Genomic DNA, 23,728 nt, shown 5'->3' with positions numbered 1-23,728 from the left:
CAATTAAGAACACATGTAATAACCGTCCAATTTGGAATAATTTTGACCATCCATTTTATAGTTGTCTTTCGAAATGAATCCCCTGCAAAAAAAAAACGATCCCCAAATGGAATCGTCCTTAACTCTATCAAGCTCTCAACTTATTATGCGCATGCGCAGGCAGCTTTGCCAAGGCCTGCTTAAAATCTTTGATCAAGTCGTCTGCATCTTCAAGGCCGACGCTGATGCGCAGTAAACCATCCGTGATCCCGCGCCGCTCCCGCTCTTCTTTTGGCATAGCGGCATGCGACATTCTTGCCGGGTATGAAAGAATGGATTCCACAGCGCCGAGGCTGACTGCGAATACTGGGAGCTCCACATTTTTGACAAGTGTGCGGACCGCATCTTCATCAGCCAGTGTGAACGATAGCACGGCACCCGGTCCGTCCGCCTGGTAGCGCTGAATGGAGTGGCCAGGATGGAACGTTAGTCCAGGATAATACACGTGACGGACAGCTTTATGCTTCGACAAGTATTCTGCGAGCTTCCGAGCCGATGCGGATGATTGCTGAAGTCTGACGTTCAGCGTTTTGATTCCGCGGAGAACAAGCCAGCTGTCCTGCACGCCGAGTACCGCACCGAACGCATTTTGCAGTTTTCCAACCTGTGCAGCGAGCTCAGCATCCTTTACAACTGCAAGACCGGCAAGGACGTCACTGTGTCCGGCCAAAAACTTGGTTGCGCTGTGAAGCACGATATCGACTCCGAGCTCGAGCGGACGCTGCAGGACAGGTGTTAAAAATGTATTGTCTAAAAAGGTTAAACAGTTATTTGCTTTTGCAAGTTTCGTAATGCCCTGGATGTCGGTAATTTTCAAAAGCGGATTAGACGGTGTCTCCACGTAGATTACTTTTGTATTTGGCTTGATGTGCGATGCCACTTCGTGCAAATCAGTCATGTCGACAAAGCTGTATTCAATGCCGAATCTGCTCAATACATCTGTGATGATCCGGTATGTTCCGCCGTATACATCTTCCGTGATTAAAACGTGGTCGCCTTTAGACAGCAATAAAAAACAGGTTGAAATGGCCGCCATTCCAGAAGCAAAGGCAAATCCTTTTGTGCCGCCTTCAAGTTCAGCAATGGTTTCTTCTAATGCCTCGCGCGTCGGGTTTCCGGATCTGCTGTAATCAAATTTGCCGTAGTCATCAAAGTCAAATTGGTGAAAAGTAGAGGAATGATGAATCGGCACGCTTACCGCTCCTGTTTCCTTTTGCACCTTTTGACGATTGTGGAGCAGTTTCGTCTCGAATTTCCAATCACCGTTGCTCAACTTTCTCCGCCTCCTTCATCAGTTCAAATGCCTGTGTTAAGTCCAGTTCCAAATCTCCTGCGTATTCAATGCCGACAGAAAAGCGCAAAAGCCTGTTGCACACGCCATTTGCCGCGCGAATCTCTTCAGGAATATCCATATGTGTCTGCGTCGCCGGATATGTGATAAAGCTTTCCACTCCGCCTAAGCTTTCTGCAAATGTAATCGTCTTTAAGGCTTTTAAAAATGGATTCACCCATTCTTCCTTCTGCAGCCTGAATGAAAGCATTCCGCCTTTTCCGGGATAAAGTACATCTGTCACCTCTGCCTGTTTTTCAAGAAATTCTGCGAGGTGGGCCGCATTTCTCTCATGCTGGTTCATCCGCAGTGCCAAAGTTTTCATTCCGCGGATCAGGAGCCAGGAATCAAAAGGAGAGAGCACCCCTCCGATTGCGTTGTGATGCTGGGCAAGCTCCTCGCAGAGCTCCGTTCCCTTCGCAACAACCAAACCGGCAAGCACATCATTGTGACCGCCTAAATATTTGGTGGCACTATGGATCACGATGTGGGCTCCGTCTAAAATCGGTGTTTGCAGAATCGGCGTATAAAACGTGTTGTCGACAATCAGCAGCAAATTGTTTTCTCGGGCAATTTTCGCAATCCTGCTGACCTCTGTTTCATGCATCAAAGGATTTGTCGGGGTCTCAAGAAAAATGGCCTTTGTGCGTTCATTGATCAGCTGCTGCGTACAGTCCTCGTCTTTAAAATCTGCGTAGTGAAAAACAAGTCCATATTTTCTCCATTCCCGTTCGAATAATCGGTAGGTACCTCCATATAAATCAGAGGATACAATGAGCTCGTCTCCGCTTTTAAATAAAGCCATCAGCGTCTGAATTGCTGCCATCCCTGAACTGAAGGCATAGCCCTGATCTCCATGCTCAAGCTCTGCAATGGCCTTTTCAAGAATCTGCCGCGTCGGGTTTCCGGTGCGGACGTAATCAAATCCAGTAGACTCCCCAATTCCATTGTGCCTGTATGCTGTAGAAAAATAGACGGGCGGATTCACGGTTCCCGTTGCGTTTTCACTTCGATTTCCAATTTGAGCTAAGATTGTTTCAATGCGTTCTGACATTTCCAACACCGTCCCATAATAGTTTCTGCAAGTTTTTCTCCATTTGTGTGCTTAAAACTAATGACTGCTATTCCATCTGATCCAGCAAGAAGGCTGCATCCCAATAATATAAAAATAAAAAACGTCTTCCTCATTTAAGAAGAAGACGTTGATATCAAATGATTGCTTCTCCTTATCTCCCAAGCTTATTACCTGCGCTTGCTGGATTTAGCACCTTGGTTCGAACAGAAAGATTCTCCGTTCTTTTCCGGTTGCTGAGATTTCACAGGGCCAGAACCCTCCATCTCTCTGGATAAGAATAAATAGTATGAACTTTTTGAATTGATTGTTTTTATAACCTTATCTCATTATCAAATATTTTGCAAGGTATTTTTATGAATATTTACGGTTTACAATCATCACCCCGGCAATAATCAGAAGACCTCCGGCCACGCTTGCCTTCAAAATTGGTTCATGCAGCAATATGACTGCTGCAATGACAGTTGCAAGGGGTTCAAAGTACAGAAAAGATGACACTTTAGTTGCCTCCATGACTTCGAGCGCTTTGCCCCAAAACCAGTATGCGACTGCGGAGACAAAAATTCCGAGAAACAGCAAATGAGTCCAGTTTTCCGGTGTCAGGTAAGCCATCTGAACCAAGCCTTTATTTCTTAAAAAGTAAGGCAGTGTCATGATAAAGCCGAAGAAGCATGTATAAAAAGTAACTGTCAGCGCGGGATATGGGATCTTCAGTTTTTTTATCAGAATCGAATAAACCGCCCAATTCAATGTACTTAAAATCATCAGCACGTAACCGATGTTAGCATGGAAAGTCAAAGAGCCACCTTGTCCAAATGAAGTTATTAAAAGAACGCCCAGTACAGCAATTGTCATGCCTGCTGCTTTAAATAACGTAAATGTTTCATTCAAAAAGAGAGTGGCCAGAACAGCTGTGAAAATCGGGGAAAAAGAGATGATCCATCCCGCTTGCGATGCCTGAATAGACTGAAGGGCTGCTGCTTGAATCACCTGATGGACAAAGATGCCAAGCACAGAAAGGATAAAAATGGACGGAAGATGATCCACCTTCAATTTAAATGGCTGACGAAGGAGCAAAAGAAGGAAAAATAAAAAGACCGCTGCAATAAAAAAGCGAAAAGCAAGCAATGTAAAAGGTTCTAGCTGACTTAAAACAGCTTTCGTTGAAACAAAGGATATTCCCCAAAAAGAAATAGAAACGGCTGCATAGATACTTGCTGTCACATGAACGGCTTTCCTCATTTTCAGGCATTTCCCTCCCTCACATCAGGCTTGTCTTCATATAAGGAATATGTGCTGAAGAATGGAATTATGCCGCGTCCTGAATCTGTCAAAAACAGTTCAAATCAACTGTCTTTTTTTTACATATTTTCATGATATATTTATTCTATAAGTGAAAGGTGGCGATACGAATGACACATTCATTAACAAAGCCAAAATGGGGTCTTTTTGCAGCCCTGGTTCTTCTCATTGCCGGATCGAATGCCGCGATCTACCGTTTTCCATTCATGCAGCCTGTTCCACAGGGAGCAGCTCTAGGATCTCTGCTTGATTTCCTGGTTGTGATACCGCTTTTAACCTATTTGTTTATTTTAAGAAAAAGGTACTCTCTTACCTATCTGCTTCCTGTCATCCTTGCCGGTTATGGATTTGCCCGCTTTCTCATCCCCGCTCAGCAAGTGGAGGCTTACTCCTTTATACCGTGGCTGCTTTTTGCTTGTGAAGCTCTTGTTTTACTCGCGGAGATTTTTATCCTTATTCTCTTTTTTAAGAAACTTCCGCGAATCATTGGAGATTACAAGTTGAATATTGATCTCCCCTTCTTTTTTCCTAAAGCTAAAGCCGTATTTGAAAAGCATGTGCCTTCAAACCGCCTGATGGATATCCTTTTTACGGAGATTTCCATTTTCTACTATGCTTTCTTCAATTGGCGGAAAAAAGCTCCACAGCATGCAGGTGTTTATTTCACCGCTCATCATCAAACAAGTGTTATTGCCCTAAACATCATGCTGATTCACGCAATTGTCATTGAAACAGCTGGATTTCATTTTCTTCTTCATTCGTTTAGTCCCGTTCTTTCATGGGTATTGCTTATTTTAAACAGCTATGGAGTTCTCTTTATTCTGGCAGATCTTCAAGCTATAAGGCTGACTCCGTACAGACTGACGGAGCATAGCTTATACCTTCAGGCTGGAATCTCTAAACGGATCATTATTCCGCTTCACTTAATAAAAGAGATAATAGACAATGATTTCCCTAAAAAATTAACGAGAGAACAAGAAAAAACCGTTCTGGATTTGAGTCTGCCTGATTTCATAAAAGAAAAACCAGCCATTAAAATCGTTTTAAAAGAAGCTGTAACTGCAGAGCTCATGTATGGATTCAAAAAGAAAGCAGATGTCATTCTACTAAATGCCGATGAAGCCCGCCGTTTTATCTCAGAGGTTTCGGCAAAAATCAATCGCGTGTGAAGCAAGAATTTTGCCGCAATTCATGCTAAAATGAATGGAAGCGTTTTTAATAATGGATGTGATTCGTCCATCATCTTTGGGGGTATCGTGATGACAGCAAAAGCAGGAATTGTAAAAGAGACGCTGCTTTATTCAAAGGAATTAGAAGAAGAAGTAACGCTCCTGATTTATTTGCCGAAGAATTATTCGCCTCTTTATAAGTACAGCCTGATCATTGCACAGGACGGTCAGGATTACTTCAGGCTCGGGCGCATCCCAAGGCAGACAGAGGAGCTGTTAAGCAGGAAAGAAATTGAAAATGTGATCATCGTCGGAATTCCATATCGTGACGTGCAAGACCGCCGTGATAAATATCATCCTGAAGGGCCGAAGCAAAAAGCCTATATTCGCTTTTTAGCTCATGAAGTTGTTCCGTTTTTGGACAAAGAGTTTCCAACCTATCAAATGGGGGCTGGACGGGCTCTGATTGGAGATTCACTTGCTGGAACTGTATCTTTTATGACTGCTCTTACTTATCCGAATACGTTTGGAAAAGTCATGATGCAATCACCTTATGCAAATGAAGCTGTTCTGCAGATGGTGAAGGATTTTTCTTCCCCTGCCTTATTATCGATTTATCATCAAATCGGCACGAAAGAAACAGAAGTAAAAACGACAGATGGCGCCGTTTTGGACTTCCTGACTCCAAACAGGGAACTGCACGCAGCCATTGAAGCAAAAGGAATTCCATCCGTTTATGAAGAGTTTGAAGGCGATCATAAATGGACATACTGGCAGCCGTCTTTGAAAAAGATTTTAAAAACAATGTTCTAATGGTCTCATATGCTTCAATCCTTAAATTTTGATATACTATGAATACATATATATACATGGGAGGGAACCCTTATGAAGTACGGAATTGCCATTTTTCCATCAAAAAAACTGCAGGATTCAGCTAACTCTTACCGAAAGCGCTATGATCCCAATTATGCATTGATTCCTCCTCACTTAACGCTTAAACAGCCATTTGAAGCGACAGATGAGCAAGTAAGGGACATTTCAAGAGAGCTGCGCCAGATTGCACAAAGAATGCAGCCGCTCTCACTCTCAATTAGAAAATTCAGCTCCTTTTCACCAGTAAACAATGTCATTTATCTTAAAGTGGAGCCGACAGAAGAAATCTTGAATCTGTATGATGCGCTGCACGGCGAATATTTCTCAAATTTCGAGCCAGAATATGCCTTTGTTCCGCATATAACGATTGGTCAAAAGCTGTCTGACGATGAACATTCAGATGTGCTTGGCCGCCTGAAAATGACAGATTTTCAGCACGAAGAAACCGTTGACCGCTTTCATCTCCTTTATCAGCTGGAAAATGGATCTTGGACGGTTTATGAAACATTTCTGCTTGGAAAGGAAGGTCTGTAAGTGATCGCAAGAATTGTAAAGTCAGATGAAGAATTGCAGGACGCCTATGACGTCCGCACAAAAGTGTTCGTAGAAGAACAGCAAGTTCCTGAAGAAGAGGAAATCGATCAATTTGAAAGAGAAGCCTCTCACGTTGTTTTATATGACGGCGACAAGCCAGTCGGCGCAGGACGTTTCCGCATCCTGAACGGCATCGGCAAAATTGAACGCATTTGCGTGCTTCCTGATTACCGATCTAAAGGTGCAGGCAAAATCATCATGGAAAAGCTTGAAGAGATTGCTGCTTCAAAAGAAATGCAGACGTTAAAACTGAATGCACAAACTCATGCAGAGCCTTTCTATGAGAAGCTTGGCTATAACACCATTTCAAAAGAAACATTTTTGGATGCAGGCATTCCGCATGTAACGATGGTTAAAGAAATAAAATTCTAAAAGCAGCGATTTCCGCTGCTTTTTATTTTTCCTTCTTTTTCTTTCTCAATAAAAACACCCTAAGCTGCACATGCTAAATTCATCTAACATGAGACAAGGTGACGTTATGGAATTTGTATATACAGGTCTTGATTTAATCATCGGTTTTTTCGGTTTATTTTTCTTAACGAGAATATTAGGTAAAACGCAAATTACCCAAATTACAACATTTGATTTCATTTCTGCTCTAGTACTTGGAGAGCTTGTAGGAAATGCCGTTTTTGATGATGATACCGGCATACTTAAAATACTCTTCGCCATCACTGTATGGGGAACACTTATTTATCTACTTGAAATCATTACACAAAAGTGGAAAAAAACGAGAGCATTTCTAGAAGGAAGACCGACTATTATTATTCATCATGGGGAGATATTACGTGAAGCTTTAAAGGGATCTAAACTAGACATCAATCAGCTTCAGCATTTAGTAAGGGCAAGAGGCGCATTCTCCCTGAGAGAGGTAGCTTTTGCTGTTCTGGAAACTGACGGGACAGTAAATATTTTGAAAAAGCCAAAGTATGATACCCCGACTCGGCACGACTTTCAAATGGAGCCAAAAAGAGCGATTCTGCCTTTTTCCATGATTCTGGATGGGGAAGTCTTGCTTGATAATGTGAAAGAAGCAGGATTTTCGGAAGAATGGCTTCAGGCAGAGCTCAGAAAACAAAATATAAAGACCTACAGAGAGGTCTTATACGCTGAATGGCTTGAAGGAGACGGACTTTTTCTGCAAAAAATGAACTAGCACTTCAAATAAAGAATGGCATCCTCAATCACCATTTGAGCTTGTTGATCTTTCACGAGCTTAGTGGCGTATGCCGTGATTGCCGTTCGATACAGCAGCCATGATGAAAGTGACGGGGGATTCACGTCAAATTGCCGGCACATTTTTTGAATGATCTGCTCATGAGTATGGGGACCGCTTAAAAGAAAGCTATAAAGCACATCGAGAACATGCTGATGATATGCTATATTTTGCTTGACCGTTTCTCGAAATCCTTCCTCATAGCTTCCATGTCCCGGTACCGCTCCAAGACATTCTATTGTTAACAGTTTTTCTAAAGATTGAAGCGTATCTTCCGCATCTATTATGTAGGGAATCTTATGTTTTTTCAGCTGTTCTGTCCCAAAATAGGCATCTGCAGCAAATAAGATGCCATCCGCCTTTACGCCAAGCTGCATAAGACTGTGACCTGGGAATGCGATGCATTCAAATAAAACATCGCCAAATTGGTGCTCTCCTTCCGCTGCCTCTTCATCGATAATAATAGGAGCACCTTCAAGGAACTTATTCCGAAGCTCTGGCAATGGCTTATTGCCCTGAAATAAGTAAAGCGGTTCCAATATTGGATTCGTTAAAATGGCTGCCTCTTCTTTTGAAGCGAATGTATAAACGTGATGCTTTTCTTGAATATATGCTGCACCGCCGTAATGGTCGGCATGTGCATGGGTGATAAATAAATGGGTTAAAGGAAAGCTCTGGTCTGTTAATTGTCTGCAGACTTTTTTTGCTGCTTGAGCATCCAGACCTGCATCAATAAGCATTCCGGAATTGCCGCTCTTGATATAGCCGATATTGACAGCCCCTTGAAAATAAAAGCATTTATCCGATAGTTGAATCAATTTCATGACATACCTCTTTCAAATAGGCTTTTTTCGCATAGATTGTTGTTTTCAAACATAAATGTTGTCCGTTACTTTCCGCTCCAGGAACTTGCTTTCGGCGGGGAGCGTGGGAGCCTCCTCGGCCAGCCTGTGGGGTCTCCCATTTCGCTCTAATTCCCGCAGGAGTCAAGTTCCTTCCGCTACAATCCACTTATGGTTTTATATATCTAGTTTAAAAGCAATAATGTTTACGAAAAGAGTCTTCAAATAATCTTCTTAAACAGATTCGTTAAACAGACGTCCATTCCCTGTCATTTTTTTGAAATACATCTCCCTGACCTGTTTTGTTCTTTTTGCCTGACCATGCATACTGGCAAATTTCTTTTCTTCTTCAGCTGATCTGGTGTTAAGCTGGGTTCGCGTGACACTAGATAATTCTGCATAATCCTGCTTGTGCCTTACCATCCGGTTGGCATACTGCACATACTGATCTATTTGAATTGGTGCTACGTAACTCATCTTCATCACCCCTGTCAGAATCTATTCCCATTATTTCGTGCTCTAAAACGAATCTTCCTTCCCCTTTTTTGTTTTGCTTCCTTTTGATAAGATAGAGTTTGTGTCTTTATCCATAAAGATACGCATTTTACTGTGAAATTATGGGAGGACTTTCGTTGATTTGCGGAAAATTTAAAAATGAATTTATACAGCTCCCTTATTTGGCCAGAGAACGGTTTCAGCAAATCTATGAAGCAAGCCTTCATGGAAAAGTGACATGCGCATGCTGCAATCATCCATTAAAGCTATACTTGGGCATCAAACAAAAACCTTATTTTTATCATGCTGATCATGCGGTACATGAGCAATGTGAACAATACAGCGAAACAATCCAGCAGGCGGCTGCCTCAAAGGAAATTGTTTATAAAGAAACGAACGGTTTTCGTATGCCGTCACAAAGAGCCATTGGAGAAGATCAGCCTAAAAAAGAATCGGCCTGGAAGCCATATCAGCTTGCAAAACTTGGGGCTGCTCCGCTCCTTGTAAAAGAAAAAACGGCTGCAAAAAGTATTTTGGAAGTAAAGCTTGATGATACACAGCTTGAAGCTGTTACTACGATTGACGGTCCGCTTCTTGTTCTCGCGGGCGCTGGGAGCGGCAAGACACGTGTTTTAACCACACGCGCTCTTTATATGATGGAGGAACAGCAAATAAATCCCGGCTCCATCATGCTTGTCACCTTCACTTCAAAGGCAGCTCAGGAAATGAAGCACCGCCTGAATGAATATTCGACTTCGCAAGCTTCAGGCAGACTTGTGTGCGGAACGTTTCACAGCATTTTTTATAAGATTCTGCTGCATAGTGATCAGGAAAGGTGGAACGGGCAGCACTTGATTAAATGGGACTGGCAGAAAGAGCAGTACATAAAATCAGCCGGACGCGAGCTTGGTCTGGATGAAAAGGAGTTTCCATACGATCAGGCCCTGCAGCAGATCAGCTTCTGGAAAAATACATTTCTTTCTAAGCGCGACATTAAGCCTGAAACAGAATGGGAAGAACAAGCCTTATTTCTTTACGAAAAATATGAAGAAATGAAGAGCGCTCAGAATCAGTTTGATTTTGATGATATGCTGATTAAATGCTACGAGTTATTACTCGAAAATCCCGATCTGCTTGCTCAATATCAAAAGCGGTTCCGCTATTTTCTAGTGGATGAATTCCAGGACATTAATCCTGTTCAGTATGAGCTTTTAAAAATGCTGTCATCCCAGACCAATCAGCTTTGTGTTGTCGGTGATGATGATCAATCTATTTACGCATTCAGGGGCAGTGATCCTTCTTTTATTCTGAATTTTAAAAGTGATTTTCCTGACGCGAAAATTGTGACACTTGCAGAGAATTACCGGTCAAGCCACGAAATTGTTTCAAGCGCCAATTCGGTTATTTCTAAAAATAAACAGCGCCATCAAAAAGCCATGAACGCACAATATCAAAACGAAGCACCTCCCCTCTTCTTTTTTCCTCATGATGAAGAAGAGGAAGCCACGCTTGTTGTGAATGACATGAAGGAAAAACTTGAAAACGGAGCAAAACCAGGTGAGTTTGCCGTCCTGTACCGTACTCATACGGCAGGCCGTGCCATTTTCGAACGGCTCGCTCAATCGAGCATCCCCTTTACGATTGAACAGGAAGGCCTCTCTTTTTACGAAAGAAGAATGGTTAAGGGGCTGCTTGCATACTTAAGACTCGGTATGAACCCGGACGATTCTGCAGCCATCGTCCATGTGATGAGCGCTCTTTTTATAAAACAGAGTGCCCTGAACGACTTGAAGGCTTTTTCCATCACACACGATTGCACATTCGTTGAGGCGCTGACTAAACTTGAGTCCCTTCAGCCGTTTCAAAAGGCAAAAATCAAGCGGATTGTGCCGATGTTTGCAAAGCTGAAAACACTAAAGCCTGCAGCTGCCATTGATATGATTGAAAAAGACATGGGGTTCTCCGACTTTTTGAAAAAGCGGGGCAATGAAGGGAACGCCATTGAAAAAGGCTCGGACGATCTGAAGGATTTAAGAGTGCTTGCCAATAAATTTGATACGGTCGCAGAACTTCTGGAGCATGTCGAGCATATGACAGCCAAATCGAAGGAATGGAAACAAAAGCGGGACCCGCGTGCTGTTCAGCTGATGACTGTTCACCGGGCGAAGGGTTTAGAATATGAACATGTCTATATTTTAGGGGCAGTAGACGGAGGCCTGCCGCATGATTTCGCGCTGGACTCCTTCAGAAAGGGCGATGAAAAGCCAATCGAAGAAGAACGCCGCTTAATGTATGTCGCTATGACACGTGCGAAATCTTCTCTATCTGTATCAGTTCCTCAGTTCAGACGGGGACGAAAAGCCATTCCGTCACGCTTTATCAGAGGATTGATGGTTTAAGGAATCAGCCAAGTTCAGTCCAAACCCATAAATGGCCTCTCCAAATCTGGAGAGGCCATTTTCTTATTTCTTATTAATCATCTTAGAAATGGTTCCAAAGTCCAGCTTCTCTTTTCCATTTACAATGCTGTTTACGATTTTGTCTTCCATTTCTTTATTAACAGGCTTATTGGCAATTTGAGAGACGCGGCGAATGACTCCGCGGACGGTTTGTTCATCTTTGAAATTGGCATTTTGAAGGGAGTTTGCAAGATCTAATACTTCCTTCATATTTACGCCTGTTTTCTTTTCAAGATTTTTAAAGAAGTGATTATCCATGTTTGTTGCCTCCTTTATGATGATATATCCTATGAAGCTCTGGATCTGTTGTGCCTATCTTATTTTAAAAAATCCTTAAAAAAGCTTTAAAAAAAGGAAAGTACGGACAAAAAATGCCCGTACTTCCTATTCATTCGATTTCGTTATGCTTAGTTATAGAAAGAAGCACCTACGATGATCAATAAGATGAACAATACTACGATTAATACGAATGTTGAACCGTAGTAGCCGCCGCCTTGGTAACCGCCGCCATATCCACAATATCCGTAACCCATATCCTAGCCACCTCCTTCTGCATTTCGTCTATACATCTTATGTCAGATGTACCTGTTTGTTTGGACAGATTGAGTAGGTAAAGTGCGGAAATTTAAAATTTTTGATGTTTTTCCTTTGCTGTCATCCATCTCTCCGCTTCATTTGCCATCTGCTCCATCCGTCCTTCAAATTTGCCTGCTGAGATGTCCAGTGAATCTAAGTCCTTTTCTTTTTCGTTCATCCATTTCGAATGCTTTTCCTGAATCTCATCATGGCGGCCATAAAGCCCATCAAGAAACTTTTCGAATTCCCCGCTAAGCTTTCCCAAATCACTCACCTCTCCAAATAACTTATTCAATAAGAAAGCATTTTGCCTGTTTAAAGCTGGAAAAATAAAAAATCCCCTGTGGCAACAGAGGATTTTTTATTTTATTTAATGTACAACCCTATTCTTTAACAATCTTCTTTTTCTTGCCGCACCCGCAGCCAGCCTTCAGTGTATTGCCGGATGACTGCTTATATTGGGAAGAGCCAAACACCACGACTGAATTTGAACTGGCGGATTTTGTTGATTTTTTGTATTGCATGCTAATCCTCCCTTTCTGTTACTACTCATACAGTATGTTTATAAACAAAGCTTTGACTTCAGCGAAAGAACTAATTACAAAAGCGGAGGTGCCTGGTTAGCTCCGACAGACAGATAAGGATCCGTCAGTAAAGGCGCTTTTTGCCTTTACTGACGGATCCGTTCTGGCCGAGGAGTTAGGCGCCGCAGCTGGACGTGGATAACCTTAAAACTTTTTATACAATTTATATTATTTCGATTTCTCTACAGCATTACAAAAGCGGAGGTGCCTGGTTAGCGCAGGCAGACAGATAAGGATCCGGCAGTAAAGGCGCTTTTTGCCTTTACTGACGGATCCGTTCTGGCCGAGGAGTTAGGCGCCGCAGCTGGACACCGCGAAATGCGGAACCGACTGTTTAGACCCGACAGACAGATAAGAATTCACCTGAAAAGTCCGGTTTTGACTTTTTAGGGGAATTTGTTCTGGCCGAGGGGCTAGGAGGTGGAGCTGGACAGCGCGAAATGCGGAATCGCCCGTTTAGCTCCGACAGACAGTTTAGGATCGGGCAGATAATTAAATCTACATATAATACAAAATAAAGAAAACAGAAGTTACTCCTTCTGCCCCCCATTATCTTTTGAAGCTTGACTTTTCAAGTTGCTCATAAACCATGAGTCAAACTTCTCTGCTGTTTCGTGATCATCTTTATCTTTTTCAGTGTTGTTTTTCGTGAGCAATTCAAATAGAACGAGATTTTCTCCTTCTAGACTCTTAAGCTTTTCTTTGAGAATGCTATTTTCCTTTCTAAGTTCATTGAATGTACCATTCTCCTCATAATCGAGCAGCTGTGCTTTTGTATGCGAAAGCTCCCGCTGCAAATAGGCCATTCTTGCTTTAAGAGTCTTTACACTTTCCGTTTGCTGATTCGTCACTCTTTTCCTCTCCCTCCATATACTTAAATTATTCCCTTACTAATAAGAAATTCAGACTTCCGTGCATTTATGCAGGAAACTGACATTCACCTAAAATTCCGCTCTTATCACGGCACACAAATTGGGAAAAAACATACTATACATTAGTCCCGACACCTAATGTATCTGTTCATTAAAATGGACGGGAGAAATTAAGATAGGAGGAAAACAACAGTGAGTCAACATTCTCGTAAAGAAAAAGTTTGTATTAAGACGCGTAAAGTGTACGACTGGGTTACTCGTCCGGTAGATCTGCCATTAATCAGCGTTAATGACAAAGAATTAGATAAATTATTCGACTGCGGAGAAAAACATGATAAACATGATGATCTTTGTAAATTCTTAAAACACAAGGTGAGATCAGGCGATTTAACAGTCAATTGTTTCCTGAGTGATAAGGATGGCCGTAAAATTGATCCTAATTCAGACAGCAGATCATTCCTTTGCCAGGAAATTTCGCCTTCTGATAAAAGAACAGATGTAAAAGTAAATCTTCCACACGGCGATGAAGTTACATTGCAAAAAGTGAAAGTTCTTGTAAAAGGATTCGTGACAGTTGAAGTTTTAGATGCAAACGACAACGTTCTATGTGAATCAAAGCCTATTCCATTCGCTACGGCACAAACTTTTATTCTTTGTGCACCAGAAGGCACAGAGCTTGATTGTCATATTAACTTCTTTGAATGCGACGCAACTTTAGTCTGCACAGACGTGTTCTCACAATTAGATGTATCCATTACATTCTGCTTAGATGTTCAAATGGAAGCTAATGTGAAACTTGAAGTGGAAGCTAAAATCTGCAGACCGCGTGATGAGCTAACAGAAGCAATCAACGCATGCGACAATAACAAATTCCCGCCGCAATGCCCGGATATCTTCCCAGTACACTAATACCATTAAGATGGCTGCTGTAACAAGCAGCCTCTTATTTTTTGTTTTTTTATAAAAACCATTTGAAATGATTTTCTGTTGTTTCTCATACATATGCTTTAGAGAGTTCAGAAAGGAGCGGCAAAAGATGAAAAAGCAAGAAGGTCCTCATTCTGCAGAACGTTTCATTCAGCTTCAGCAGCAGATTCTGCATTACCGTTCTGAACTAAGCCGCATGCAGAAGCTTGTAAGTGATGCAGAAAATCAGGTAAAAAAAGAAATCATCCGCAACCAGTATTTGCAGGAAAAACTAAATGAAGCTCTTCATACTCATACTGAACAATACGAAAAAGAAGTTTTTCAGCTTGAAAAAAAAGTACTTAAACTTGAAGTGGCTCTTGAAGAAGAAAAAAGAAGAACAGCTGATATCCGAAAAAAAATGCTGATGCAGGAAGAACAAGCAAAGCCAGCTGTTATTGAACCTGTTTTTCAAGTTCATTCCTATTTCCAGGCATCTCTTTTCCTTCCTCAATCAGAAGATGACAATCTGTCTGTATTTGGAGATTTTATTATAAAAAATACAGGGAATCAGCCACTTCAGCAGCCGATTATCTGTATTCAAATTTCCCCGCTTCAATTCGGATCATTAAGCGGAAAAATCATTATGCAGCGTAAAATGGATGACACCAAAATCTATGAGGATGCCACAAGCAATCATTGGAAGCATGTTCATGAAAATTGGAGAGAGCGAATTCGCAGCGAAAATCAATACTGGCTTCAGCCAATAACCGAAACTCAAATCAATCCAAATGATGATCTTATTTTTTCAGGTTTCGAAATTTCCTTCCCTATACCCGGCAAACAGCCAATATCGGTAAAAGGATTTGTTTATACGAAGGAACTCCCTAAGGGTGTTTCTTCGCTCAATCATCTTTCCATCCAATAACATTCAGAAAGAAATGCCAGGTGCAGCGATCAAGAGATTCAACAAAAAATGGGCTGTCCAGAAAGTCTATTTACAGAAAAAATGTTGTTCTCAATAATTAATGTTGTCCGTTCCTTGCAGCGAGAGGAACTTGCTTTCCGCGGTCCGGGTTGGAGCCTCCTCGGCATGCCTGAGGGGTCTCCAACTTCCCTCTAATTCCCGCAGGAGTCAAGTTCCTTCCGCTGCAATCCACTCAAGATTTTTAACATGTAGTCTAAAAACAACAAAGTTTATGAATAGAGTCTACATAAAAAAGCAGGGAGGAAATAACATTTGTTTTTCCTCCCTGCTTCATTTTAGAGACTTATTGGACAATCTCTTTAAAATGTTAATTTTTCAATGATAGACTCCAGGATCGCCGCACATCCTGCAATGGCCAATATGAGTATGAGAGGAGCTGCCTGATCTGTCATATATATAAAGATAAAATACAAAAAGGCAGATGTCCAAATTCCCGTGCACCAGTAACAGCTGAGCAATTCACCAATCCATTTCTGCAGCCCCGTGCCCTTTATTTCAATGTAGGAAAGTTTACTTCCATCCGGCAATACTTCTTCCGCTTCCCTGTGGAAGGGCCTTCTGATAAATGCGGTTATTCTATCATAAACAAGCAATCTGGTAAGTCGGAAGCTCGCCAAAAACAGCAGGATAAAATCGATCCATCCAATCATACAGGTCCCCTTCTTTGCTTGAGATAATGATACATTTTATGAAAGCATTCAGCGTTTATGACCGAAGTTAACGTTTACTGGGTAAATATCCATACTTTCTGGGGAGATGCAACATATACTGGTTAGTAAATCAAATTGAAGGAGGATCTTATGAGTAAATTACAATTTTCTGGTGAAGGCGGATCCACGCAGGCTGTCCAAGAGATACTGATCCAATTAACAGAAGGTACAGAAGTCAATGTACATGCCGGTGAGAAAATTTATTATGAAGCCTCTTTAATTTCTATAGATATTGAAGGTGAATGCGCCCACTTTATGATTGACCGTTTTTACGAGCACGGCGGATCACAAAAGTCTTTTTCTTTCAATGAAATTACAGGACTGGATCTGCCTGTATCTGAAAAGAACATTGAAGGGGAGGATGAATAAAGAGCGGATGTTAAAAGCTTTTTCTGGATGACAGGGGGAATGGATGCTTGTCAAAAATAGAAATCGTGCCAGTTCAATATTTAAGGACATTAGAAGGCAAATATGCTCATCTGTTTTTATTCAATGATAATCAGAAGTATGTTGTAAAATTTCATCATGTTCGAAAATACCGCAAACGCGAAGTTGTAAATGAATGGCTTGCAGTTAAGCTTGCACGGCTTCTTGATCTGCCTGTATTAAACATGAGAATTGTTGACATGCCAATAGATTCCCTTGCAAATCTGCCTGCTTACCGTCACGCATCCTATAAATCTGGAAAACAGATTGCAATCCCGTTTCTTGAAAATGCTGTCTCTTACGCTGAACTCAGTGAACTTCCGCATAAAGAAAATCTAGTAAACTTTAATAACCTCACAGGTATGCTCGTGTTCGATCAGTGGATAAACAACAATGACCGAAGCCGGACAAATCTCCTGTTCGAAAAAAATATTTGCGGGAGTTACCATTTCTGGATGATTGACCATGGCAGATGCTTTCCTGGAATGTATGAATGGAACGAAGAAACACTCATTCAGGATCCATTGTACCGGGTTAAAATGCCTGTATATAAATGGGCAAGTTCAATTGTTCGAGATCCCTCTCTGCTGTTTGCTTTCAGTGAAAAAATCATGAACCTTAAGCAAGATCATATTTGGAATGTACTCAAAGAAATACCTTCTGAATGGGATGTATCTGAGACGGAAAAAGAAAAATTGTATACCTTCTTAAATAGAGAACAGCTGCATGAGCTGCCAAAACTGGTTATTGAAGCAAACAGCGAGTATTTCAGCACCTTGTGAGGTGTTTTTTTGTTGGGGCTCTTTTTGTAAACTTCACTGGTTCCATGCCTTCTCTGCAGCAAACATAAAAAACGCAGCCATCACTCTGCGTTTCTGTACTCTAATTCTATTTGATTTTTTACAAATCTTTCATACAGCTCATGCAGCCTTCTCAGCTGCTTTTTTAATTCGAATCTTTCCTCTATAACGCATCTTGCAGCCTTTGAGTACTCACTCCAAGCTTCCGGTGAACGAATAAATGATTCAATGCCGTCAACAAGCTGCTGAATATTCCGTTCTTCTATTAAATAACCTGTGCGCAGATGAGTAATCAGCTCAGGTATACCTGCATGTCTAGTTGATATGACCGGTAGTCCGATGGCCATCGCTTCTTTTAAAGCATTCGGAATTCCCTCAACATCTCCATTTTGTGCCGTTTCGCTTGGCAAGCAAAAGAGATGTGCTTTTTGAAGTTCAGCAGCTATTTCAAACAAGCTCATTTTCCCTAATAAAGAAACGGATTTTGTTAACTCAAGTTCTTCAATCAGCTTTTGAAGAACAGCCCTCTCTTTGCCGCCTCCGATAATTTTCAGCTTGATTTCAGGATGATTTTTTTGAACAGTTTTAAATGCATGAATAAGGGTTTCATGCCCTTTTTTTTGAACAAGCCTGCCGACTGAAATAATGACGATTTCCCCATCACACGGTTTGCGGCGTTCTTGGAAAGGAAACAGATCAAGGTCAATTCCCCCGTATAGAACATTTATCTTGTCACTCGGAACACCAAGCTTCAGCAGCTCATTTCCCAGATACTCACAGACAGGAACGAATAAGCTGTCATAATTCACTATCGACCGGTACCGGGAAAAATTTTTATTATAAAGCACTTCGCTTTGTGCTGAACCATCAGAACCGCGGATGCTCACTATAAAAGGAAGATTGTGCTGCATGGCAAGCGGAAAAACATCAACGGCATGTTTTCCGTGATGTGCATGGATGGCGACTACCTTTTGTTCTTTAAAAAACGCATCCAGATCTGAAATCTCATTAATATTATAAAAAAATTCAATTGGAAAATCAGTGTCCTGTTTTCTTGGAAAAGGACCGATTACAATCGACCGATACAGCCCCTGATAAACCATTTGATTATATATAAAGCGCTGATTGATTTTCACGTCTTCCATTAAATAATGGGCAATTGTTTCCATCTGAGAAGATTCACTCCTCTGCTCATGGTAAAGATATGGATTCTTATCCTCCACTCGCTCTTCATTTTTTTATGTTCTAGCCTATTCACAAGTTGCCTGGAAGGCAATTTGTCCTTCTTAAAAGCTTCTTTAATGAGTTTTTTCTCAGATGCTGTAACCTTTCAGGCTTGTTTCATAATAGGCTATGGGAGATGGTGTTTAGAAAGGGGTTTCCACTATGAATGTTTGCGTGATTGGCGCTGGCTATGTTGGCTTAACAACTGCAGCAGTTCTCTCAGATATTGGTCATCACGTTACATGCATCGATCAAGACACTAAAAAGATTGCATCGTTGCAGAACGGCTCTATTCCAATTTTTGAACCTGATTTAGAAGATTGCGTCCAGAAAAATAAAAGCAGGCTCCGCTTTACTGACGATCTTCCTTCATGCATAAACCATGCAGAAATCATTATTATGGCAGTCGGTACACCGTCCCTTCCGGATGGCAGCACAAACTTAAGCTTTTTATATAAAGCGATGATTGATGTCATGGAACATCTTGATTCCTATAAAATAATCATGATAAAAAGTACGGTTCCCCCGGGGACTAATGCAGCTATCCTGCACCTTCTGAAAGATAAGGGGTATCAGCCGGATCTTTTTGACCTTGTATCAAATCCTGAATTTTTAAGAGAAGGATCGGCACTTCATGATATGAAGTTTCCTGATCGGATTGTTTATGGCTTAGCAAAAGAAAACGAGGATTTGCTTGGTCAACTGAAAGAATTATACCGCGGGATTGAAGCTCCCGTTATTGTCACAAATTATGCTGGAGCAGAATTAATCAAATATGCTTCTAATGCTTTTCTGGCTGCTAAAATCAGTTTTATAAATGAAATCGCCCGGTTTTGTGAACAATTTGGCGCTGATGTGACGCATGTTGCTAAAGGTATTGGCTTAGATGCGCGCATTGGCCCCTCATTTTTGCAGGCAGGCATCGGCTACGGCGGTTCCTGTTTTCCAAAAGACTTAAAATCGTTAAGTTTTACAGCTAAAAATAACGGACTTCAGCCTCTCATATTGGATGCTGTTCAATCTGTAAATGCTTCTCAGATTAACATCTATTTAGAGAAAATAAGAGCCATGTTTCAGGATCTGTCCTCTATGAAAATTGCCGTACTTGGTATTGCCTTTAAACCGAATACAGATGATATCCGCGAATCTCCTGCTGTTGCATTCATCAAAAAACTGCATGAGTATGGGTGTACAGTTTCTGCATATGATCCAAAAGCATCTCTGCCGGATGAACTAAGAATGATTGTGCAGACTGAGACTCCGGAAGATGCCATGCTAGACGCAGATCTAACTGTTGTGGCAACAGATTGGAAACAATTTATTGGACTCGACTGGAAGCAGGCACGGAGTAAAATGAAAGGCAGATCAGTAATTGATGCAAGAAATTGCCTGGACCCTGACATCATCAGGGCAGCTGATTTAGATTATATTGGAGTTGGCCGCATATGAGAATTATTGTAACAGGCTGTGCTGGATTTATTGGCTCTCACTTATGCGAAAAGCTTTTGGAGCAGGAAGAAAACACACTTATCGGCATCGATTGCTTTATTGGTCCGACACCCTCTTCTTTAAAAGATTTAAATATATATAGTTTGCTGCAGCACCCGCGCTTTCAGCTTATTAAAGACTCAATCATGAATATTGATTGTGAGGAGCTTTTGCAAAAGGCAGATGTTGTCTATCATCTGGCAGGCATTCCAGGGGTAAGAGCAAGCTGGGGCAAGGATTTTTTTCCGTATACAGAAAATAATATCCTCGCCTCCCAGCGTTTATTGGAGGCGGCTAAATCTGTCAATCTGAAAAAATTCATCTATGCTTCCACCTCGTCTATTTATGGATACAAACACGGCATGGTGGCTGAGGATGCCATGCCCGAACCGCTCTCGCCTTACGGGGTAACAAAGCTTGCAGGCGAGCACTTATGCTCTGTTTATCATCAGAACTTTGAAGTTCCTGTTACGATTTTGCGTTATTTTACCGTGTATGGGCCAAGACAGCGGCCAGATATGGCTTTTCACCGTTTTTTCAAACAAATTCTAACGGATCAGCCGCTCACATTATTCGGAGACGGCACTCAATCCCGTGATTTTACTTACATTGATGATTGCGTAAAAGGAACAGCGGCTGTGATGAATGCAGAGAATACGATCGGAAAAATTTTTAACATCGGCGGAAAAGAAAGAGCTGCCATTTATGAAATTATTAATGAAATGGAAAAAATCACAGGCAAAAAGGCTGTTATCCGCTATTTAGATGCAGCGACCGGCGAACCGAAACACACCCATGCAGATATCTCCCATGCATCCAAAGAATTAGGCTATTCACCTGATATTTCTTTGCGCGAAGGACTGATCAAAGAATTTGAATATATGAAAGTCATCCTAAAAGGAGAATCAATATGAATCTCGCTTTTATCTGCACAGAAAAACTGCCTGCACCTGCTGTTAAAGGAGGCGCCATTCAGCTTATGCTTGATGGAATCTCTCCTTATTTCAGCAAGAATTATAGGGTAACGGTTTATTCTATTACCGATCCGCTTTTGCCGGAGAGAAACAGTGAGAACGGAATAACCTACATCCGCTTTCCCAGACTTGGATTTTCAGAGAATGTCGCAATGGATTTAAAAGAAAAATCATTCACTCACATTCATATTTTTAATCGCCCAAGTGAAGTTTGCAGATATAAAAAAGCTTCACCCGACAGCAAAATCATTTTAAGTCTTCATAATGATATGTTTACGACGAGAAAGCTGAGCCGCGAGGAAGCCTGTGAAGTAATTGATCACTGCGATAGCATCACAACAGTAAGTGAATACATTAAACGCACCGTCACCGTCCGGTATCCTCAAGCTGAACCAAAAACTCATGTAGTATATTCTGGAGTTGATATTACAAAATTCCACCCAGTCTGGTCTGTAAAGGGACAGGAAATAAGAGCTGAGTGGAAGAAAAAGTATGGCTTGGAGCAGCATCATAAAGTCATTCTTTTCATAGGCAGATTAAGCAAAACGAAAGGTCCTGACCTGCTTATTAAATCCATGTACGAGATTATCAGACACGAACCAGATGCCGTTCTTGTCATCGTCGGCGGAAAATGGTTCAGTGAAAACGGACTGAACGATTATGTCAGACACCTTCACGAAATAGCCGAACCTATTAAACATAAGGTACTATTCACAAAATATATACCAGCACCTGATATTCCAAACATCCTCCTGATAGGGGACCTCCTTGTTTGCAGTTCGCAATGGCACGAGCCTCTTGCCAGAATTCATTACGAAGCAATGGCAGCTGGTCTGCCTATACTTACGACCGATCGGGGAGGCAATGCTGAAGTCATATTTAATGATGTAAATGGCTATGTTATCAGAGAATATGATCAGAAAGAGGCGTTCATTTCATTTATAACACGCCTTTTACAAGACACCAGCCTCTCTGAATATTTTGCGAAAAACGGAAGAAATATGGCCGAAGAAAAATTCTCATTTATAAATACAGCCAAAAAGCTTGAGCAAATCTATTCAAAATCTTAAAAGAACCAGCCGTTATGGCTGGTTCTTTCATCTTTATTATCCTGCTTTTGTGATCCGCCAAAGTAAATCCAAGCATCCCATGCTGTGGCTCTGATTAGATAAAAATAACACGATTCGTTCTTCTGGAAGAATAGGTTTTTGATTTTCTCTTGCCGATTCCAATAAAAAAACCGTCGTCTTGAATATTGTAAAAATCAGGATCTTCATCAATCAATTGCTCCACTAATTGATCGTAATTAAAGGTATCTTGATCATCCTGAACCGCTTCCATGATTGCAGGCTCAAAGACATCCGTTTTGACTGGAACAGCTGACGTGGCTATCTTTTCCTTAGAAACAGCTTCCTTTTTTACAGGAGCGGCTTCCTTTTTTACAGGAGCGAATGCAGTTTGATTCATTGCAGAATTCCGCCGGTTTCTTACAGGAAGCTCTACAAGCATAATATTCTCATTCTGAGGTTCAGGATGCTTTATTTTATACTGGGACAAAAACATTTCAGGATCTGCAAGCATGCTTTCATACTCTGCAGAGCTCCAGCCCATTGGACCAGGCGGAGAAAAGGAAAAATCACCCAATTTTACTATTGGTATTTCATTGTGATCTTTTTTTGCCTCACTCATCTTATACTCCCTCCTTTATGCTTTTATTTTGGAATAAAATTCATCAAAATCTGATAGAAATTTTTGTTTTGATTGTTCAACTGCGATAATATTCTGAATAGCCCAAATGTATTTTTCATCTGACCATGACGTTTTTTGGCCCAAAAAATATTTGTGAACAATGGAACAGTATAAATGCGGAAATTTCAAATCTGTCCATAACACTCGGTATTGATCTTTTGTGAGGGGATTCGTTTTGTCATACGTTCTTAAGAGGTCGATAACAAGATCATTATCCCACACTGACATTTTTTTCATGACTTTATTTAAAATAACTCTTAGATCCCTGGATGGCAGATCAGCTGTAATGGAATGAAGCTCTTTCATGGCAAGCCCCTCATCCAGCTCGATAAAACGGGCAAGAGTAAAGTCCTGCTGGCAAAACATTCTGGATTCCAGGCATTGCAGCGACCACTTCTCATAATGTCCCTCATCGAGCTCTGCCAAAGCCTGTTTTCCGCGGAGGATCATTTCATCTATTGATTCAATCACCATTTTTGAAAATTGATCCGTCATCCACGTTTGTTCCATTTCAGGATCAATCACAGCTGGTGCCGGAAGGTTATTTTCAAGGTCTGATTTTATGGCAAGCATTTTATTTCCTTCCAGTTCCTGCAGCTTCCAGCGGAATAACTTGTGCCATTTGCCAAGACGGCTTCTTTTTTTACTGGTTTCATGCGGCATGTATCCGGTTGATGCTTGATGAAACTTTCCTATAAACTCCATGATTTGCAGCATTTGGCGTTTGTCATAATATAGCACTTCTTTTCCTTCTTGCAGATCATAAAGAACGTATGCTGAGTTTTCGGCGCCTACGCAAATCGCTCCAGCTTTGGTGCGGTGAATAGCTGCAATTTGGAGACCATTTTCCTGTAAATGCTCATGTCCTTCTGCGATAAGCAGCATTCTCGCAGGCTTCATCACAACTCTTTTTAATATTTTAGTCCCCTGCTCAGTTTCCACTCGCCAAGTCGTTCTTCCGCTTTTGTTCGTTAATAGGGTTATTGACTGCACATCAAAAGGGTACAAGCTTAATATATTCATTTGAAGTTCATGCCGGC

Annotated in this window: 27 protein-coding genes and 1 riboswitch; of the genes, 13 read left to right on the top strand and 14 right to left on the bottom strand. The window is 41.4% G+C overall.

Annotated features, from left to right (window positions below; all coding sequences use genetic code 11):
* Nucleotides 1–127: 127 nt before the first annotated feature.
* The 3 genes from metC to GJU41_RS02350 form a co-directional block, all read right to left on the bottom strand.
* Nucleotides 128–1,312 carry a cystathionine beta-lyase gene (metC, locus tag GJU41_RS02360; protein ID WP_154317927.1) on the bottom strand — a complete coding sequence of 395 codons (1,185 nt, stop codon included), beginning with the start codon at nt 1,310–1,312 and terminating at the stop codon, nt 128–130.
* Nucleotides 1,299–2,423, bottom strand: coding sequence for a methionine biosynthesis PLP-dependent protein (locus tag GJU41_RS02355; RefSeq protein WP_070878347.1), 1,125 nt, complete (start codon nt 2,421–2,423; stop codon nt 1,299–1,301). The genes metC and GJU41_RS02355 overlap by 14 nt, the downstream gene beginning before the upstream one ends.
* A gap of 169 nt (nt 2,424–2,592) precedes the next feature.
* Nucleotides 2,593–2,722: riboswitch (SAM riboswitch) on the bottom strand.
* Between the two features lie 73 nt (nt 2,723–2,795).
* The gene (locus GJU41_RS02350; RefSeq protein WP_070878346.1) at nt 2,796–3,683 is read right to left on the bottom strand and encodes a DMT family transporter; all 888 of its coding nucleotides are present in this window, start codon (nt 3,681–3,683) and stop codon (nt 2,796–2,798) included.
* Between the two features lie 170 nt (nt 3,684–3,853).
* Between GJU41_RS02350 and GJU41_RS02345 the strand changes: the two genes are divergently transcribed.
* The 5 genes from GJU41_RS02345 (at nt 3,854) to GJU41_RS02325 (ending at nt 7,535) form a co-directional block, all read left to right on the top strand.
* Nucleotides 3,854–4,912 carry a hypothetical protein gene (locus GJU41_RS02345; RefSeq protein WP_070878344.1) on the top strand — a complete coding sequence of 353 codons (1,059 nt, stop codon included), beginning with the start codon at nt 3,854–3,856 and terminating at the stop codon, nt 4,910–4,912.
* A gap of 90 nt (nt 4,913–5,002) precedes the next feature.
* Nucleotides 5,003–5,725: an alpha/beta hydrolase gene (locus tag GJU41_RS02340; RefSeq protein ID WP_070878342.1), complete on the top strand. Its 723-nt coding sequence runs from the start codon at nt 5,003–5,005 to the stop codon at nt 5,723–5,725.
* Nucleotides 5,726–5,797: 72 nt separating this feature from the next.
* Entirely contained in the window at nt 5,798–6,319 is a 522-nt protein-coding gene (locus GJU41_RS02335; protein WP_070878340.1) for a YjcG family protein, read from the top strand.
* Nucleotides 6,320–6,751 carry a GNAT family N-acetyltransferase gene (locus GJU41_RS02330; protein WP_070878339.1) on the top strand — a complete coding sequence of 144 codons (432 nt, stop codon included), beginning with the start codon at nt 6,320–6,322 and terminating at the stop codon, nt 6,749–6,751.
* Between the two features lie 106 nt (nt 6,752–6,857).
* Nucleotides 6,858–7,535, top strand: coding sequence for a DUF421 domain-containing protein (locus GJU41_RS02325; RefSeq protein WP_070878337.1), 678 nt, complete (start codon nt 6,858–6,860; stop codon nt 7,533–7,535).
* On the opposite strand, the gene GJU41_RS02320 is transcribed toward GJU41_RS02325, so the two are convergent.
* Complete coding sequence (locus GJU41_RS02320) at nt 7,532–8,419, bottom strand: MBL fold metallo-hydrolase (protein ID WP_070878336.1); 888 nt, start codon at nt 8,417–8,419, stop codon at nt 7,532–7,534. The genes GJU41_RS02325 and GJU41_RS02320 overlap by 4 nt on opposite strands.
* Before the next feature lie 252 nt (nt 8,420–8,671).
* Nucleotides 8,672–8,914 (bottom strand): hypothetical protein, encoded by a 243-nt coding sequence (locus tag GJU41_RS02315; protein ID WP_070878332.1) that lies wholly within the window; start codon nt 8,912–8,914, stop codon nt 8,672–8,674.
* A 155-nt stretch (nt 8,915–9,069) separates the two neighbouring features.
* Here GJU41_RS02315 and GJU41_RS02310 point away from each other — a divergent pair, with 155 nt between their 5' ends.
* Nucleotides 9,070–11,331, top strand: a complete 2,262-nt coding sequence (locus GJU41_RS02310; RefSeq protein WP_224771348.1) for an ATP-dependent helicase — start codon at nt 9,070–9,072, stop codon at nt 11,329–11,331.
* A 63-nt stretch (nt 11,332–11,394) separates the two neighbouring features.
* Here GJU41_RS02310 and spoVIF read toward each other — a convergent pair whose 3' ends face one another.
* The 5 genes from spoVIF to GJU41_RS02285 all read right to left on the bottom strand — a co-directional run bounded on the left by spoVIF (nt 11,395) and on the right by GJU41_RS02285 (nt 13,402).
* Nucleotides 11,395–11,649: a sporulation-specific transcription regulator SpoVIF gene (gene spoVIF / locus GJU41_RS02305; RefSeq protein ID WP_070878328.1), complete on the bottom strand. Its 255-nt coding sequence runs from the start codon at nt 11,647–11,649 to the stop codon at nt 11,395–11,397.
* A gap of 149 nt (nt 11,650–11,798) precedes the next feature.
* Nucleotides 11,799–11,924, bottom strand: a complete 126-nt coding sequence (locus GJU41_RS02300) for a YjcZ family sporulation protein (RefSeq protein WP_070878326.1) — start codon at nt 11,922–11,924, stop codon at nt 11,799–11,801.
* A gap of 92 nt (nt 11,925–12,016) precedes the next feature.
* Nucleotides 12,017–12,232, bottom strand: a complete 216-nt coding sequence (locus GJU41_RS02295) for a hypothetical protein (protein ID WP_070878324.1) — start codon at nt 12,230–12,232, stop codon at nt 12,017–12,019.
* Nucleotides 12,233–12,350: 118 nt separating this feature from the next.
* Nucleotides 12,351–12,491: a hypothetical protein gene (locus tag GJU41_RS02290; protein WP_154317925.1), complete on the bottom strand. Its 141-nt coding sequence runs from the start codon at nt 12,489–12,491 to the stop codon at nt 12,351–12,353.
* Nucleotides 12,492–13,081: 590 nt separating this feature from the next.
* Entirely contained in the window at nt 13,082–13,402 is a 321-nt protein-coding gene (locus GJU41_RS02285) for a hypothetical protein (protein ID WP_070878322.1), read from the bottom strand.
* Between the two features lie 213 nt (nt 13,403–13,615).
* Between GJU41_RS02285 and GJU41_RS02280 the strand changes: the two genes are divergently transcribed.
* Entirely contained in the window at nt 13,616–14,332 is a 717-nt protein-coding gene (locus tag GJU41_RS02280; protein ID WP_070878320.1) for a BMQ_0737 family morphogenetic spore coat protein, read from the top strand.
* Nucleotides 14,333–14,459: 127 nt separating this feature from the next.
* A complete protein-coding gene (locus GJU41_RS02275) occupies nt 14,460–15,257 on the top strand; it encodes a hypothetical protein (protein ID WP_070878318.1) in 798 nt (265 codons plus the stop codon).
* Nucleotides 15,258–15,616: 359 nt separating this feature from the next.
* Here GJU41_RS02275 and GJU41_RS02270 read toward each other — a convergent pair whose 3' ends face one another.
* The gene (locus tag GJU41_RS02270; RefSeq protein ID WP_070878317.1) at nt 15,617–15,967 is read right to left on the bottom strand and encodes a DUF1360 domain-containing protein; all 351 of its coding nucleotides are present in this window, start codon (nt 15,965–15,967) and stop codon (nt 15,617–15,619) included.
* Nucleotides 15,968–16,117: 150 nt separating this feature from the next.
* Between GJU41_RS02270 and GJU41_RS02265 the strand changes: the two genes are divergently transcribed.
* Nucleotides 16,118–16,396 (top strand): hypothetical protein, encoded by a 279-nt coding sequence (locus GJU41_RS02265; RefSeq protein WP_070878315.1) that lies wholly within the window; start codon nt 16,118–16,120, stop codon nt 16,394–16,396.
* A 47-nt stretch (nt 16,397–16,443) separates the two neighbouring features.
* The gene (locus GJU41_RS02260) at nt 16,444–17,235 is read left to right on the top strand and encodes a HipA family kinase (protein WP_070878313.1); all 792 of its coding nucleotides are present in this window, start codon (nt 16,444–16,446) and stop codon (nt 17,233–17,235) included.
* Nucleotides 17,236–17,315: 80 nt separating this feature from the next.
* Here the strand turns inward: GJU41_RS02260 and GJU41_RS02255 are convergent, their stop codons facing one another.
* Entirely contained in the window at nt 17,316–18,422 is a 1,107-nt protein-coding gene (locus GJU41_RS02255) for a glycosyltransferase (RefSeq protein ID WP_070878311.1), read from the bottom strand.
* A 217-nt stretch (nt 18,423–18,639) separates the two neighbouring features.
* Here GJU41_RS02255 and GJU41_RS02250 point away from each other — a divergent pair, with 217 nt between their 5' ends.
* From GJU41_RS02250 to GJU41_RS02240, 3 genes are read left to right on the top strand one after another with little or no spacing between them, the layout of a single operon-like run.
* Nucleotides 18,640–19,926: a UDP-glucose dehydrogenase family protein gene (locus GJU41_RS02250; protein WP_070878310.1), complete on the top strand. Its 1,287-nt coding sequence runs from the start codon at nt 18,640–18,642 to the stop codon at nt 19,924–19,926.
* The gene (locus tag GJU41_RS02245; RefSeq protein WP_070878308.1) at nt 19,923–20,879 is read left to right on the top strand and encodes an NAD-dependent epimerase/dehydratase family protein; all 957 of its coding nucleotides are present in this window, start codon (nt 19,923–19,925) and stop codon (nt 20,877–20,879) included. The genes GJU41_RS02250 and GJU41_RS02245 overlap by 4 nt, the downstream gene beginning before the upstream one ends.
* Nucleotides 20,876–22,009, top strand: coding sequence for a glycosyltransferase family 4 protein (locus GJU41_RS02240; RefSeq protein WP_070878306.1), 1,134 nt, complete (start codon nt 20,876–20,878; stop codon nt 22,007–22,009). Before GJU41_RS02245 ends, GJU41_RS02240 begins: the two co-directional genes overlap by 4 nt.
* Nucleotides 22,010–22,103: 94 nt before the next feature.
* Here the strand turns inward: GJU41_RS02240 and GJU41_RS02235 are convergent, their stop codons facing one another.
* Nucleotides 22,104–22,628 (bottom strand): hypothetical protein, encoded by a 525-nt coding sequence (locus tag GJU41_RS02235; protein WP_070878304.1) that lies wholly within the window; start codon nt 22,626–22,628, stop codon nt 22,104–22,106.
* Nucleotides 22,629–22,643: 15 nt separating this feature from the next.
* Nucleotides 22,644–23,711, bottom strand: a complete 1,068-nt coding sequence (locus GJU41_RS02230; protein ID WP_070878367.1) for a protein kinase family protein — start codon at nt 23,709–23,711, stop codon at nt 22,644–22,646.
* Between the last annotated feature and the right edge of the window lie 17 nt (nt 23,712–23,728).

The organism is Metabacillus idriensis (genome assembly GCF_009674765.1).
In the GTDB taxonomy this organism is placed as follows: Bacteria; Bacillota; Bacilli; order Bacillales; family Bacillaceae; genus Bacillus_P; species Bacillus_P idriensis.
This window is presented reverse-complemented; position numbering and strand designations above follow the sequence as displayed.

Excerpts from the sequence above, each read along its gene's own strand:
- GJU41_RS02335 (WP_070878340.1), top strand. The coding sequence starts at position 5,798 with ATGAAGTACGGAATTGCCATTTTTCCATCAAAAAAACTGCAGGATTCA.
- GJU41_RS02265 (WP_070878315.1), top strand. The coding sequence starts at position 16,118 with ATGAGTAAATTACAATTTTCTGGTGAAGGCGGATCCACGCAGGCTGTC.
- GJU41_RS02345 (WP_070878344.1), top strand. The coding sequence starts at position 3,854 with ATGACACATTCATTAACAAAGCCAAAATGGGGTCTTTTTGCAGCCCTG.
- GJU41_RS02255 (WP_070878311.1), bottom strand. The coding sequence starts at position 18,422 with ATGGAAACAATTGCCCATTATTTAATGGAAGACGTGAAAATCAATCAG.
- GJU41_RS02325 (WP_070878337.1), top strand. The coding sequence starts at position 6,858 with ATGGAATTTGTATATACAGGTCTTGATTTAATCATCGGTTTTTTCGGT.
- GJU41_RS02350 (WP_070878346.1), bottom strand. The coding sequence starts at position 3,683 with ATGAGGAAAGCCGTTCATGTGACAGCAAGTATCTATGCAGCCGTTTCT.
- GJU41_RS02355 (WP_070878347.1), bottom strand. The coding sequence starts at position 2,423 with ATGTCAGAACGCATTGAAACAATCTTAGCTCAAATTGGAAATCGAAGT.
- GJU41_RS02290 (WP_154317925.1), bottom strand. The coding sequence starts at position 12,491 with ATGCAATACAAAAAATCAACAAAATCCGCCAGTTCAAATTCAGTCGTG.
- GJU41_RS02245 (WP_070878308.1), top strand. The coding sequence starts at position 19,923 with ATGAGAATTATTGTAACAGGCTGTGCTGGATTTATTGGCTCTCACTTA.
- GJU41_RS02250 (WP_070878310.1), top strand. The coding sequence starts at position 18,640 with ATGAATGTTTGCGTGATTGGCGCTGGCTATGTTGGCTTAACAACTGCA.
- GJU41_RS02240 (WP_070878306.1), top strand. The coding sequence starts at position 20,876 with ATGAATCTCGCTTTTATCTGCACAGAAAAACTGCCTGCACCTGCTGTT.
- GJU41_RS02270 (WP_070878317.1), bottom strand. The coding sequence starts at position 15,967 with ATGATTGGATGGATCGATTTTATCCTGCTGTTTTTGGCGAGCTTCCGA.
- GJU41_RS02300 (WP_070878326.1), bottom strand. The coding sequence starts at position 11,924 with ATGGGTTACGGATATTGTGGATATGGCGGCGGTTACCAAGGCGGCGGC.
- GJU41_RS02230 (WP_070878367.1), bottom strand. The coding sequence starts at position 23,711 with ATGAATATATTAAGCTTGTACCCTTTTGATGTGCAGTCAATAACCCTA.
- GJU41_RS02340 (WP_070878342.1), top strand. The coding sequence starts at position 5,003 with ATGACAGCAAAAGCAGGAATTGTAAAAGAGACGCTGCTTTATTCAAAG.
- GJU41_RS02235 (WP_070878304.1), bottom strand. The coding sequence starts at position 22,628 with ATGAGTGAGGCAAAAAAAGATCACAATGAAATACCAATAGTAAAATTG.
- GJU41_RS02315 (WP_070878332.1), bottom strand. The coding sequence starts at position 8,914 with ATGAGTTACGTAGCACCAATTCAAATAGATCAGTATGTGCAGTATGCC.
- GJU41_RS02275 (WP_070878318.1), top strand. The coding sequence starts at position 14,460 with ATGAAAAAGCAAGAAGGTCCTCATTCTGCAGAACGTTTCATTCAGCTT.
- spoVIF (WP_070878328.1), bottom strand. The coding sequence starts at position 11,649 with ATGGATAATCACTTCTTTAAAAATCTTGAAAAGAAAACAGGCGTAAAT.
- GJU41_RS02320 (WP_070878336.1), bottom strand. The coding sequence starts at position 8,419 with ATGAAATTGATTCAACTATCGGATAAATGCTTTTATTTTCAAGGGGCT.